General features: G+C 61.1%; 10 protein-coding genes. 6 read left to right on the top strand and 4 right to left on the bottom strand.

Annotation, left to right across the window (positions count from 1 at the left end; translation table 11 throughout):
• Window positions 1–4: 4 nt before the first annotated feature.
• Entirely contained in the window at window positions 5–1,168 is a 1,164-nt protein-coding gene (gene argE, locus WNE31_RS05675) for an acetylornithine deacetylase (protein ID WP_349978729.1), read from the bottom strand.
• 1 nt (window position 1,169) lies between these two features.
• On the bottom strand, window positions 1,170–2,990 hold the full coding sequence (locus WNE31_RS05680) for an ABC transporter ATP-binding protein (protein WP_349978730.1): 1,821 nt from the start codon (window positions 2,988–2,990) through the stop codon (window positions 1,170–1,172).
• A 294-nt stretch (window positions 2,991–3,284) separates the two neighbouring features.
• Between WNE31_RS05680 and WNE31_RS05685 the strand changes: the two genes are divergently transcribed.
• The 3 genes from WNE31_RS05685 to WNE31_RS05695 all read left to right on the top strand — a co-directional run bounded on the left by WNE31_RS05685 (window position 3,285) and on the right by WNE31_RS05695 (window position 7,080).
• Window positions 3,285–4,985 carry a peptide ABC transporter substrate-binding protein gene (locus tag WNE31_RS05685; protein ID WP_349978731.1) on the top strand — a complete coding sequence of 567 codons (1,701 nt, stop codon included), beginning with the start codon at window positions 3,285–3,287 and terminating at the stop codon, window positions 4,983–4,985.
• Between the two features lie 126 nt (window positions 4,986–5,111).
• Complete coding sequence (locus WNE31_RS05690; RefSeq protein WP_349978732.1) at window positions 5,112–6,119, top strand: ABC transporter permease; 1,008 nt, start codon at window positions 5,112–5,114, stop codon at window positions 6,117–6,119.
• Window positions 6,112–7,080: an ABC transporter permease gene (locus WNE31_RS05695; RefSeq protein ID WP_349978733.1), complete on the top strand. Its 969-nt coding sequence runs from the start codon at window positions 6,112–6,114 to the stop codon at window positions 7,078–7,080. Before WNE31_RS05690 ends, WNE31_RS05695 begins: the two co-directional genes overlap by 8 nt.
• Window positions 7,081–7,101: 21 nt before the next feature.
• Here WNE31_RS05695 and WNE31_RS05700 read toward each other — a convergent pair whose 3' ends face one another.
• A complete protein-coding gene (locus WNE31_RS05700; RefSeq protein WP_349978734.1) occupies window positions 7,102–7,692 on the bottom strand; it encodes a TetR/AcrR family transcriptional regulator in 591 nt (196 codons plus the stop codon).
• Between the two features lie 72 nt (window positions 7,693–7,764).
• On the opposite strand from WNE31_RS05700, the gene WNE31_RS05705 reads away from it, so the two are divergent.
• Together WNE31_RS05705 and WNE31_RS05710 are read left to right on the top strand one after the other, a co-directional pair.
• Window positions 7,765–8,394 (top strand): NAD(P)-dependent oxidoreductase, encoded by a 630-nt coding sequence (locus WNE31_RS05705; RefSeq protein ID WP_349978735.1) that lies wholly within the window; start codon window positions 7,765–7,767, stop codon window positions 8,392–8,394.
• Between the two features lie 257 nt (window positions 8,395–8,651).
• Entirely contained in the window at window positions 8,652–9,713 is a 1,062-nt protein-coding gene (locus WNE31_RS05710; protein ID WP_349978736.1) for a YeeE/YedE family protein, read from the top strand.
• Here WNE31_RS05710 and WNE31_RS05715 read toward each other — a convergent pair.
• The gene (locus WNE31_RS05715) at window positions 9,649–10,929 is read right to left on the bottom strand and encodes a DUF3422 family protein (protein WP_349978737.1); all 1,281 of its coding nucleotides are present in this window, start codon (window positions 10,927–10,929) and stop codon (window positions 9,649–9,651) included. The genes WNE31_RS05710 and WNE31_RS05715 overlap by 65 nt on opposite strands.
• A gap of 190 nt (window positions 10,930–11,119) precedes the next feature.
• Between WNE31_RS05715 and WNE31_RS05720 the strand changes: the two genes are divergently transcribed.
• A complete protein-coding gene (locus tag WNE31_RS05720; RefSeq protein ID WP_349978738.1) occupies window positions 11,120–12,856 on the top strand; it encodes a calcium-binding protein in 1,737 nt (578 codons plus the stop codon).
• The last annotated feature ends 55 nt before the right edge of the window (window positions 12,857–12,911 follow it).

A 12,911-nucleotide genomic window follows, 5' to 3' on the forward strand; every position in this document is an offset into this window, starting at 1 on the left:
TGTCCTATCCCTGCAACATGGTCAGCAATCGGTCCATGAACGACTTGCCCGCAGCGAATTGCTGAACCGTAAGGTATTCGTTGGGTTGGTGGGCCTGCGCGATGTCCCCTGGGCCACAGATCACGGCGGAATATCCTGCCTCCTGAAACTGGCCACCTTCGGTGCCGTAGGACACGACATGGCTGCCATTGTCACCCGTCAGGCGCCGCACAATCGATTCTGCTTCGCCGTTTTCCTCGGGGACCAGTCCGGGCAATTGGAACCGTTGTTCCAGCGCAATCCTGGTTTCCGGCACCACGGCCTGCATCTCGGCCTCGACCTCGGCCACCTTGGTCAGGAAGCGCGCGCGCCAGTCCTCGGGATCGTCACCGGGCACGACCCGGAAATCCACCCCGAACCAGCAATCCTTGGCGGTGATGTTATGGGCCGTGCCGCCCTTGATTGTGCCGACATGCACCGTGGTGAAAGGCGGATCGAACTTGGCCGCCACTTCGCCCGGTGTCTTGGCCATGCTTTCAGCGTTCATCTGGTTGACCCAGTCGATGATCTTGGCGCCGTATAGAATGGCGTTCACGCCCGTGTGCAGGATCGAGGAATGCACCTCGAAACCCTGCACGTGCAGGTGATATCCAAAGCCGCCCTTATGGCCGCTGACCGCCTGCATCATCGAGGGTTCGCCGACGATCACGGCCGACGCCTTGGGCAGAACAGGCTGCATCGCCCGGATCATGGGTGGCGCGCCAAGACAGCCGATTTCCTCGTCATAGCTCAGCGCGAGTTGCAGCGGGCGTTTCAGGTCGCTGTACTGTCCCTGAACCAGAGCCCAAATCGCCAGCGCGTCGAATCCTTTCATGTCACAGGTGCCGCGCCCGTAGAGTTTGCCATCCTTTTCAACCACTTCGAAAGGATCGCTACCCCAGGGCTGTCCGTCGACAGGCACCACATCGGTGTGCCCAGACAGAACCACTCCGCCCTCTTCCCACGGTCCGACATGGGCAAACAGAGCTGCCTTGTCGTTGGTTTCGTCATAATGCCGGTGCGCGGTGATGCCGTGCTCGTTCAAATAGGACTCGACCCAGTCGATCAGAGGCAGGTTGCTGTCCCGGCTGACCGTCGGAAAGGACACCAGTTTGTCGAGGATCGCCCTCGGGCTCAGTTTTTCGGGCATGTCAGTATCCGCTGTCGGTGGTGAGAATCCGGTGCCCGGGCGACACTTCGCGGTATTCGCTGGGGGCTGGTTCATAGCCAATGGGATGGATCGGCGACGGGATCGGTTTGAAGTTGAGATCCTTCTCGGATTTGCGCTGGCGCGGATCCGCGATGGGCACGGCCTTCATCAGGGCTTGCGTATAGGGGTGCTGAGGGTTCTCGAACACCTCGCGGCGGGGGCCGATTTCCACGATCCGCCCCAGATACATCACCCCGACATGGTGGCTGACACGTTCGACCACGGCCATGTCATGGCTGATGAACAGGTAAGACAGGTCCAGCTCGGCCTGCAGCTCCATCATCAGGTTCAGGACCTGCGCCTGCACCGATACGTCCAGCGCCGAGACGGCCTCGTCCGCGACGATCAGCTTTGGGTTCAGCGCAAGCGCGCGGGCAATCGCGATCCGCTGGCGTTGCCCACCCGAGAGTTCATGCGGATAGCGTTTCATGAAACTGCGCGGCAGTTCCACGCGGTCAAACAGCATCGCCACGCGGTCCTGCAATTCGCTGCCCTTGTGAGTGCCATAGTTGCGCATCGGTTCCGACACCTGATCCATCAGAACCATCTGGGGATTGAGCGATGCAAAGGGATCCTGAAAGATCATCTGCATGTCCTGCCGGATCTTGTGAAGGTCTTTCTGGTTCAAGCCCAACACATCACAACCGTCAAATTCCACATGCCCCGACTGCGGCTCCACAAGCCGCAGGATCGACCGGCCCGCCGTGGATTTGCCACAACCCGATTCCCCGACCAGCGAAAGGGTCTGCCCTTTGTTCACGGTAAAGGACACGTCCTCGACCGCATGCACATTGGCCACGGTGCGCCGCAACAACCCACCCTGCACCGGAAAGCGCGTGGTCAGGTTCTTGACGGTCAGAATGGGTTCATCCGTGCCCGGAATGGGCTTGATCTTCTGGTTCTCGTGCCCGAACAGTTTCATCGGGCTGGGCAGATCGGTGCCCGTCATCTCTCCCAGTTTCGGCACGGCGGCGAGCAGCGCCTTGGTATAGTTGTGCTGCGGGTTCTCGAAAATGTCTTCGACAGTGCCCTCTTCCACCTTGTTGCCGCGGAACATTACGACAACGCGGTCGGCCATCTGCGCGACCACGGCCATGTCATGGGTGATGAACATGACCGCAGTGCCGGTTTCGCGTTTCAGCCGGTCCATCAGGGCCAGAATTTCCGCCTGGATCGTCACATCCAGCGCGGTGGTCGGTTCATCGGCAATCAGCAGGCGCGGTTCGCAGGCCATCGCCATGGCGATCACCACGCGCTGCCGCATCCCGCCGGACAATTCATGGGGATATTGTTTCAGGCGGCGTTCAGGCTCGGGGATGCGGACCTGTTTCAAAAGTTCCAGCGCGCGGGCCTCGGCGTCGTCCTTTGACATTTTTTTGTGCAAACGCAGTCCCTCGGTCAACTGGCGCCCGACTGTGAACACCGGATTGAGGGCGGTCATCGGCTCTTGAAAGATCATGCCGATCTCGTTGCCGCGAATCGTGCGCATGAGATCCTGATCGGTTCCGGCAAGGTCGAGATCCTCTCCGCCCTTGCGATCAAAAATCAGTCGCCCGTCGGCGATCTTGCCGCCGCCGAATTCGACCAGACGCATCAAAGAGAGGCTCGAAACCGATTTACCCGAACCGGATTCTCCAACGATACAAACGGTTTCACCCGAGTTGACCTTGAACGAAACATCCTCGACCCCGACCACGGTGCCGTTCTTGGTTTCAAATTCGACCCGCAGGTTTTCGATGGACGCAATCGCGTTATCCAACATGCCAATGACACCCCGTTGTTAAACTGTTCGCTCATCCAAGACGCTAACGACAGGTTCGCCCAACTGTCAAACAGGTGAGACGTTGCGCATGACGTGGCGTCGGGTCACCCTGTCACGAAGGGTTGCTTTTTTTTGAACCTTGGTCTGTGATGGCATCAGTTGAGAGGGGATGTTCGGGCCGGAGGCATGGTTTTCATGCGCCCGCAGGTCGTTTGGTTCTCTTGAAGCACATCAATCGCGAGTGGCGTGCAAGCCACCGCATTTAGCACGCAAGTGCCCAACAAGGAGTGAAAAATGAAGGCGAAATCCCTCATGCTCGGCGCCGCAGCGGCGTTCGTGATGGCCCCGGCGGCCATGGCGGAACGCGGCTCGGATGGCCACGTGAACATCATCTACTGGCAAGCGCCGTCGATCCTGAACCCGTTCCTGTCGGGCGGCACCAAGGACATCGAATCGGCCTCGCTGGTGATCGAACCGCTGGGCCGCTATGACCCGAACGGCAACCTCGTTCCCTATCTGGCCGAAGAAATACCGACCGTCGCTAACGGCGGCGTAGCGGAAGACCTGAAATCGATCACCTGGAAGCTGAAGTCGGGCCTGAAATGGTCGGATGGCAGCGACGTGACCTCGGCCGACGTCAAGTTTACCGCCGATTACTGTATGCATCCCGAGGGCGGCTGTGCGCAGCTGGCCAAGTTTGACGGTGTCGACAATGTCGAGATCATCGACGATCTGACCGTGAAGGTGAACTTCTCGGAACCCAAGCCGAACCCCTATGGCCCGTTCATGGGTGGCCAGTCGCCGATCATCCAGATGGCACAGTTCAAGGATTGCATGGGTGCCAAGGCCCCCGAATGTACCGACGCGAACTTTGCGCCCATCGGCACTGGCCCGTTTGTCGTGGACGAGTTCAAGCCGAACGACGTGATCTCGATGTCGGCCAACCCGAACTACCGTGATCCGGCCAAGCCGGCCTTTGCCAGCCTGACCTTCAAGGGCGGCGGCGATGCCACCGCAGCGGGTCGCGCGGTTCTGGAAACCGGTGAGTTCGACTATGCGTGGAACCTGCAACTCGCGCCCGACGTGCTGGCCAAGATGGCCGAAGGCGGCAAGGGCAAGCCGATCGCAGCGTTCGGTTCGCTGGTCGAGCGTCTTGAAATGAACATGACCAACCCGTCGCCCGACCTGCCGGAAGGCGAGCGGTCGACCGTGGCGCATCCGCACCCGTTCCTGTCGGACATCAACGTGCGCAAGGCGCTGTCGATGGCCATCGACCGCAACCTACTGGTTGAAGTAGGCTATGGTCAGGCCGGTCGCCCGACCTGTAACCTCGTGCCCGGACCGGCGGTGTATGCGTCGGACAACACCGACTGTCTGACCCAAGACATCGCAGGGGCCAACGCACTGCTGGACGAAGCGGGCTGGGCCCGTGGCTCGGATGGGGTACGTGAGAAAGACGGCGTGCGCCTGTCGATCCTCTACCAGACCTCGACCAACGCCGTACGTCAGGACTTTCAGGCCCTGATCAAGCAGTGGTGGAGCGAAATCGGTGTAGAAACCGAACTGCGCAACCTGAACGCTTCGGTGTTCTTCGGTGGCGATCCCGGCTCGCCCGACACTTTCCAGAAGTTCTATGCCGACGTGGAAATGTATGCCAACAACTTTGATGGCACCGATCCGCAGGCCTATCTGTCGATGTACCGCTGCGGCAATGAGCCGAAGCCGTCTTCGCAATGGCAGGGCGAGAACATCAACCGCTTCTGTGATCCGGCCTATGACGCCCTGATCGACGAGTTGTCACGCACCTCTGACCTCGAGAAGCGCTATGAGCTGGCCAAGAAGATGAACGACATGCTGACCAAGGAAAGCTATACCATCCTTCCGCTGGTCGACCGTGGTCGTGTCTCGGCGCACTCCAACACCCTCGGCGGTGTGGTTCTGAACACCTGGGATTCGGAACTGTGGAACGCAGCCGACTGGCATCGCATCAAGTAACTTGACGCAAAAGGAGGCGCCCCCGTGCATTGCATCGGGGCGCCTTCCGCTATAAGCACGCCGCCGCTTGCAAATTGCGGCCCCTTCCCGCCTCATCAAAAAGACTGATCAACAAGGGCGTTCTCCATGCTGACATTTACGATACGACGGCTGATCCTCGCGATCCCGACGCTTTTGTTCATCAGCCTTGTGATTTTCCTGCTTCTGGAACTGGCCCCCGGAGACCCGATGGCCCAAGTGCCGCTGACCGTGCCGCCGGAAGTGAAAGAGAAAATGCGCGAGGCGCTGGGGCTGGGTGAGCCCCTGCACATCCGTTATTGGAAATGGCTGGTCCAGTTCTTCTGGGTCGAACCGCAGGTGATGATCGACAACATCTTCGGCACAACTTTTGCCGAGGGGAAACAACGCATCCTCAGCTGGCAGACCCGCTCGCCGGTGATGGACATGGTGGCCCAGCGTCTGCCGCAAACCCTGTGGGTGGTGGGCATGTCCTATGTGGTGGGTGTTTTGATCGCCCTGCCCATCGGTATCTATTCGGCCTATCGCCAGTATTCGATCTTTGATCAGGCCGGTACTTTCGTGACCATGATCGGTTTTTCGATCCCGCCGTTTTTCACTGGCCCCCTGCTGATCATGATCTTCGCGGTGCAACTGGGTTGGTTCCCGTCGGTCTATGACACCACACATGTGGTCAACGACTGGGACAGCTTCATGGTGCAGCTGCGCCAGATGATCATGCCGGTGATGGTGCTGGCCCTGCAAACCACCGCCCAGATCAGCCGCTTCATGCGCGCCTCGATGCTGGATAACCTCAATCAGGATTACGTCCGCACCGCCCGCGCCAAGGGCTTGCCGGAAAAGATGGTGGTCATGGTGCACGTGCTGCGCAATTCGATGATCCCCGTGGTGACAGCGATTGCTCTTGGCATTCCCGGCATTTTTGGCGGTGCGATCATCACCGAGGTGGTGTTCAAGGTAAACGGCATCGGTGACCAGTTGCTGAACGCCCTGTTCGCCAATGACCTGCCCAGTGTGCAGACCCTGACCTTCATGATCGCCGTGCTGATCGTGACCTTCAACCTGATCGCCGATGTCCTTTACGGCGTTCTGGATCCGAGGATTCGCTATGACTGAGCCCGTGCAAAAGATCGAAGCCCTGCAAGATACGGTTCCGCAGGATCCCCCGCACAGCCAGTGGCGCGATGTCTGGGACCAGTTCCGCAAACACAAAGGCGCCCTGATGGGCGGCACCTTCCTGTTGCTGATTACGCTGGGCGTGCTGTTCGGCGAATACCTCTGGACGATCGACCCGCAGAAGCTGGATATCCGCAACAAGGACCTTCGCCCGATCTATACCGTGATCTGGGACAGCGACGCCAAGGTCCAGTGGGCACACCCGCTGGGCACCGACAATCTGGGGCGCGACGCTCTGGCCAACATGATCGTGGGCGGACGCACCTCGATGGCGGTAGGCTGGGTCGCGATGATCATCGCCCTGTCCATCGGCACCACCATCGGCGTACTTGCCGGTTATTTCCGCAAGCTGGACGGTCCGCTGATGCGGTTCACTGATCTGGTGCTATCGCTGCCGATCCTGCCGCTGCTCTTGGTGGCGGTGACCCTGTTCCGCGAACAGCTACGGTCCAGTTTCGGGCCGGAAACGGGGATGTTTATCCTGATCGTGGGGGTCGTCGGCGTGACAAGCTGGATGCAGACCGCGCGGATCGTGCGGTCCGAGGTTCTGGCGCTCAAGGAACGTGAATTCATCCTCGCCGCCCGATCCATCGGCACCACGCCCGGCTCGATCATCCGCCGCCACCTGCTGCCCAACGTGATCTCTCCGATCATGGTGTCGGCAACGCTGGGTCTTGCCACAGCGATCATCACTGAAAGCGCGCTGTCCTTCCTTGGCGTCGGCTTCCCGCCGGACTTCCCCACCTGGGGCAAGATGCTGGCGGACGCGGTGCCGCGTATGGACCAGTATCCTGAGCGTGTGGTGCTGCCCGGTATGGCGATTTCGCTGACCGTGCTGAGTGTGAACTACCTCGGCGACGGCCTGCGCGACGCGCTGGACCCGCGTATTCGCGGCCGCTAAGGCCCCTACCCTGCCGTCATCTTACCGCCCGCCCGGCAACAATGCCCGGCGGGCGGTTTGCGTTGTGAGCTCGATATAACGCGCCTGAGACCAGCCACATGTTTTGACCAGCTGTTCCCAAACCGGCACGGATAGCTGCACCCACAAAAGATCGGTGGCCTCTTCGGGGGACAACCCCTCTTGCAGCATCCCATCCCGTTGCAACGCCGTCACCGCCGCGGCGCAGCCCTCGCGCACAGCCGTCATGCGCCCGTCCCAAGCCAGGCGCGCCTCGGGGTCGCTGTCCTCCAGCGCCATAAGTGCGCAAGCCACGCCATAAATCTCAGGAATATAATTGCCCCATGCTGCGATGAATGCCTCCAGCCGCGCCTCGCCCGAGGGCGCGGACCGGCTGGCAGCAAGGCGCGCGTCCACATCCTTGACCTCATCAATGTACCGCGTGGTCGCGATCAGCAGCTCGGCGCGATTGGGGAAATGCAGATAGACCGCCTGTCGGCTGATCCCGGCCGCCTTGGCGATATCGGACATGCGGGTTTTACCCGCGCCGGACTCGAGCAGGTCCCAGGCGGATTTCAGAATTCGGGTGCGGGTCGAAAGAGCTTCACTTGACATGATGTCAATCTACACCTATTTGACATCATGTCAACTTTACACAATGTCAAGTCAGCCAATAGGAGACCAGCCATGAAAGTCATCATATTCGGCGCCACCGGGTCTGTGGGGCGCATCACCGTTCAAACCCTTCTGGACCAGGGCCACGAGGTCACCGCCTTTGCCCGCAACCCCGAAAAGCTGCCCCAAGACCAAGACGGCCTGCACTTGCACGCGGGCGACGCCCTTCAGTTCGAGGATGTCTCGCGGGCCATTCGCGGGCAGGATGCAGTGGTCGTGGCGCTCGGCGCGGGGGCGTCCCGAAAAAGCCGGATCCGATCGCAAGGGACCATGAACATCATCCGCGCCATGCAGGATCACGGCGTGCGCCGTTTGATCTGCCAGTCCACGTTGGGCGCACATGAAAGCTGGGGCAACCTAAACTTTTTCTGGAAGCGCATCATGTTCGGCCTGCTGCTGCGCCCCGTGTTCAAGGACCACGAGCTGCAGGAACAAATCGTGCGGGCCAGCGGGCTGGACTGGACCCTTGTCCGCCCCAGCGCCTTTACCGACGCGCCCGTGGGCGGCCCCTTCCGCGAAGGCTTTGCCTCGCAGGAGCGTAAGCTGCGCCTTAAGATCCCCCGCGCGGATGTGGCCGGATTTCTGGCGCGCCAGTTGCAAGACACCCGCTACCTGCGCGCGGCAGTGGGGATCTCGTACTAGCCTCTCCGATAACGACCTGCAAAGAGGGCCTGCCTGCGCGGGCCCTTCTTCTGAAAAAAGGAACAATCATGCAGGCGGGCACGCAACCGGGCCGACCTTTTCCGGCGAAAGGGTCGGGTTTGGGATGAACGACCGCGTTCTGTCGTCAAACCGGAACAAGCGTTCTGCACCAACCCTTTCTGGCTTGGCTTCACACACTTGAAAGAATCCGAATTTGTATTCATTTGGGAAAAAATTCCTCTGAACCGGACAATCCCATGTTTGAAACGCTCGGCTTTGAAAATCTGACCGCCCCGCAAGTGACGGTGTTCTTCGCGCTCGCCATTGGCGTGGTGTTCGGCTTTTTCGCGGAACGTACTCAGTTTTGTTTCCGCCGCGCCATCGTGGGCGAAGACCGGCGTGCAGCCGCAGGCGTGTGGCTGACGGCGCTGGCCGTGGCCGTGCTTGGAACACAGGGTGCGGTGCTGGCCGGGCTGATTTCGTTTGACGACCATCGCTTCATGGCCAGTGACCTGCCGGTTCTGGCGATCCTGACCGGCGGCGCATTGTTCGGCGCAGGAATGGTGCTGACACGCGGCTGTGCTTCGCGCCTGACCGTGCTCAGCGGCACTGGAAATCTACGCGCCCTGCTGGTCATGGTGGTGTTTGCCCTTGTGGCCCATGCCGCGATGAAAGGTGTTCTGGCGCCGCTGCGGGGGGCTTTGGGTGGCTTTACGGTATCGCTCGACCAAGGCGCTTTGCCGGGGTCGGCCCTCATTTGGACCGCTTTGATCGTGATGGCAGCACTTGTATTTGCGCTGCGCTCGGGCAACCGCCCTGCCCGCCTGCTCGGCGCAGCCGTGATCGGTGCGCTGGTGCCGCTGGCATGGGTGGGCACGGGTTTCGTGCTGTATGACGACTTTGATCCGGTGGCATTTGAAAGCCTCGCCTTCACCGCGCCTGCCGCAGACACCCTGTTCTTCACTGCCGCCTCGACCGCTGTCACCGCGAATTTCGGCGTGGGTCTGATCGGCGGTGTTCTGGCGGGCAGCCTGGTGGCGTCGCTTCTGTTCCGCAGCTTCCGCTGGCAGAGCTTTGAAAGCCCGGCCCAGACAGGCCGTTACCTTGCCGGGGCCGCCCTGATGGGATTTGGCGGCGTGCTGGCCGGAGGCTGCACCGTGGGTGCGGGCCTGTCGGGTCTGCCGACCCTGTCTATCTCGGCCATTCTGGCCGTAGCCGCCATTGCAGGCGGGGCGCTGGCTACCAAACGCCTGCTTAATGCATCCGCGACCGGATCCGCCGCACCATCCACCACACAAGCGCTACAACCGGCAGAGTGACCAACGCCGTCAACTCGCCCTTGCCAAGGCCCGCCGCCTTGGCAAGCGGGTATCCGGCATAGGCCACCAGCGACACCGCGTAATAGCTGATCGCGACTACCGACAGCCCCTCGACCGTTTCCTGCAACCGCAGCGCCAGATCGGCGCGGCGGTCCATGCTTTCCAGCAACGCCTGGTTCTGGGCCGAGCGCGCCACATCCACCTTGGTGCGCAACAACTCGCCCGCGCGGGTGGCCCTTTGCGACAGGTCCCGCAGGCGGGTCTGGGTCGAGGTTACGGTGCGCATCGCCGGATCATAGCGGCGCATCATGAACTCGGAAAATGTCTGTCGCCCGTCAAACCGCTCTTCCCGCATGACCTCGATGCGCTGGTGCACAATCGCCTCGTAAGCCCCTGTCGCCCCAAAACGAAACGCGGTTTCCGCGATCATGTTCTCCAACTCGGCCGATATCTGCAAAAGGCGGTCCAGCGTCACCTCGGGCGGCGCGTCGCCGCGGCTGATCTGCCCCATCAGCGAGGTCAGGTCGCGTTCCAGATCGCCCAGCGGGCCGGACATGGCCTTGACCCGGCTCAGGCCCAGCATGGACATCGCCTTGTAGGTCTCGATCTCGCACATGCGCTGGACAATGCGCCCGATCCGGCGCGCGCCCGTGCCCGGCGTAACAAAGGCCGCCATGCGCATATGACCCGCCGGGTTGATGCGGAAATCCGTGCCGATCACCGCCGAGCCATCCAACACCTCGGACACGGCCAGGCTTTCGGGGACGAACCAGTCGCGCAGGTTGCTGGTCAGTTGCGCCGCATCCGGGCGCGGCTCGATCCGGATCAGGGCCGAGGTCACACGCACCCCCGGCAACGCCGCGAGCCAGTCCTCGGGGAAAACCTCGAACTCGGCCGGATCAAAGGGGCGCGCGCTCAGCCCCGGCGTGAAAACAGTATAGGTCACGAATTCGGTGTGCTGTTCCCATTTCAGGCTGTGCCGCCCGATCTGCCCCGAATAATGGGTCGCGCCCGGTTGGGGATGGGCGACCCCATGCCGATCAAGAAGGTCGCACAGATGCGCCAGATCCTGCGCACGATCCCGCGCGACGGCATTTGCCGGTTGTTTCACTGCAAGAAACACCGCCGTGCAAGGCGCCTCGAGCGACGGGAAAGGGCGCGCGTGAAGTTCATTGGTCAGCTGATAGCGCAGCGGATGGTCACTGATCGGGGGCATGGGCGGTCTCCTGCATTCCCCGCAGAGTACGCATTTCCGCTTGTATGTAAAGAAAATGTTATTTTTCAGCAAGTTACGTGAATACAACGGTATACATCACGAACATGGGAACACCACTTTCTCCCTTTTCAGGCAAATTCATGCTAATAGCGGACATATTGAGTTTGGCATTTCAGACAGGAGCGTGCTCATGCCACGCATTACAGGGTCATCCGCGGATGACCGGATTTTAGGAACAGACCGCGCAGACACGATTGAAGGACTGGCGGGCAATGACACTTTGCAAGGTGGCATGGGGGAGGATCTTCTGGATGGAGGTGACGGGATCGACCTGATCCGCTACGCCTTTTCGACCGCGCCCGTGCAGATCGACCTGCGGGACAACAGTCTGTTTGGGGGCAGCGCCGAAGGCGACAGCGTCATCTCGATCGAGCGGGTCAGAGGCAGTGACTTTGATGACATGCTTTTAGGCGACAATGCCGAGAACCAATTGATCGGCGGCGCGGGTGACGACACATTGCAGGGCCGGGATGGACGCGACAAGCTGGACGGTGGTGGCGGTAGGGACAGCCTTGATGGCGGCCTTGGCCCCGACTGGCTGAGCTATTACGCCTCGAATGCCGGAGTTACCATCAACCTTGCCACCGGACAGGCATCGGGCGGCGATGCCGAGGGCGATGTCTTTCTCAATTTCGAGAACCTGCGTGGCTCGCAGCACGATGACCGCCTGACCGGAGACTCCGGCGACAATCGGATGTTCGGGGCCGAAGGGGCCGACACCCTGACGGGGGGCGTCGGCATCGACTGGCTGACCTATGCCACTTCTGATGCCGCGGTGACAGTGCATCTTGGCACCGGTGCCACATCCGGCGGTCACGCCGCAGGGGACGTGATTTCAGAGTTCGAGAACCTGCGCGGGTCGCAGTTTGACGACCATCTGAGCGGCGACGGTCTGGCAAATTTCCTGAGCGGGGCAGACGGGGATGACACGCTGGTCGGGGGCGATGGCAATGATACCTTTATCGGCGGTCAGGGCGCCGACAGCATGGACGGGGGCAATGGTATCGACCTTGTCACCTATCGCTCGGCCACCATTTTTCGTTTTGGCGCCATCGTCGACACGCGCAGCGGCACCGCCAGCGGCGTGGCCGAGGGCGATCGCTTTACCTCGGTCGAGTACTTTGTCGGCACAAATGTCGCGGACAGCTTTGTTCTTGGGTCCGAGGACAATCGCGTGCACGGGCTGGACGGGGATGATTTCATCGACACCGGCAACGGCAACGACACCCTGATCGGCGGGGCCGGACGTGACTTCCTGCACGGCGGCGACGGCAACGATACCGCGCTTTACATCACATCGGACGCGGGCGTCACGATCAACATGCAGATCGGTGGCAACAGTGGCGGTCACGCCGAAGGCGACACGCTCAGCTGGATCGAGAACGTCACGGGATCAGCCTTTGACGACAGCTTGACGGGCGACCGGCTCGGGAACAGGTTGGCGGGGCATGACGGCGATGACACCCTTGCAGGCGGGGCCGGGGCCGATACGCTGCGCGGCGGGGATGGTGCGGACAGTTTCGTCTTTGTCCCCCGCGCGGAAAACACGACCCAGCAGGGCGCGGAAAACCTCGCGCTGACCAGCTACATCACCCTGGACCGCGACCTGATCATGGACTTCCAAAGGGGCAGCGACACACTGGTCTTCGCGCTGGATTACCTGGGGGCGCTGCAAAACACAAATTCCGTGGCCGATCTGGGCCTGACGTCTGAAACCGATGCGGCTTTTGCCTTTTACAGGGGCAACCTGTTCCATGTCAGCTATGCCGACGCGGGCGCCTTTGCCAACGGAGTTGTCGACGTGCAGCATCTTGCACGGCTGCATGGGATCGACAGGCTCGACATCACCGACTTTACGTTTGTCTGATCTGGAGCAGCCGACAGGGCAGTGTACCGGAATCCAAAAAGCCCCGCAGATACGC

The sequence above is a fragment of the Shimia fortis genome (genome assembly GCF_040225985.1).
GTDB lineage: Bacteria > Pseudomonadota > Alphaproteobacteria > Rhodobacterales > Rhodobacteraceae > Shimia.

Coding starts and splice junctions, on each gene's coding strand:
- argE (WP_349978729.1), bottom strand. CDS start 1,168: ATGCCCGAAAAACTGAGCCCGAGGGCGATCCTCGACAAACTGGTGTCC.
- WNE31_RS05680 (WP_349978730.1), bottom strand. CDS start 2,990: ATGTTGGATAACGCGATTGCGTCCATCGAAAACCTGCGGGTCGAATTT.
- WNE31_RS05685 (WP_349978731.1), top strand. CDS start 3,285: ATGAAGGCGAAATCCCTCATGCTCGGCGCCGCAGCGGCGTTCGTGATG.
- WNE31_RS05690 (WP_349978732.1), top strand. CDS start 5,112: ATGCTGACATTTACGATACGACGGCTGATCCTCGCGATCCCGACGCTT.
- WNE31_RS05695 (WP_349978733.1), top strand. CDS start 6,112: ATGACTGAGCCCGTGCAAAAGATCGAAGCCCTGCAAGATACGGTTCCG.
- WNE31_RS05700 (WP_349978734.1), bottom strand. CDS start 7,692: ATGTCAAGTGAAGCTCTTTCGACCCGCACCCGAATTCTGAAATCCGCC.
- WNE31_RS05705 (WP_349978735.1), top strand. CDS start 7,765: ATGAAAGTCATCATATTCGGCGCCACCGGGTCTGTGGGGCGCATCACC.
- WNE31_RS05710 (WP_349978736.1), top strand. CDS start 8,652: ATGTTTGAAACGCTCGGCTTTGAAAATCTGACCGCCCCGCAAGTGACG.
- WNE31_RS05715 (WP_349978737.1), bottom strand. CDS start 10,929: ATGCCCCCGATCAGTGACCATCCGCTGCGCTATCAGCTGACCAATGAA.
- WNE31_RS05720 (WP_349978738.1), top strand. CDS start 11,120: ATGCCACGCATTACAGGGTCATCCGCGGATGACCGGATTTTAGGAACA.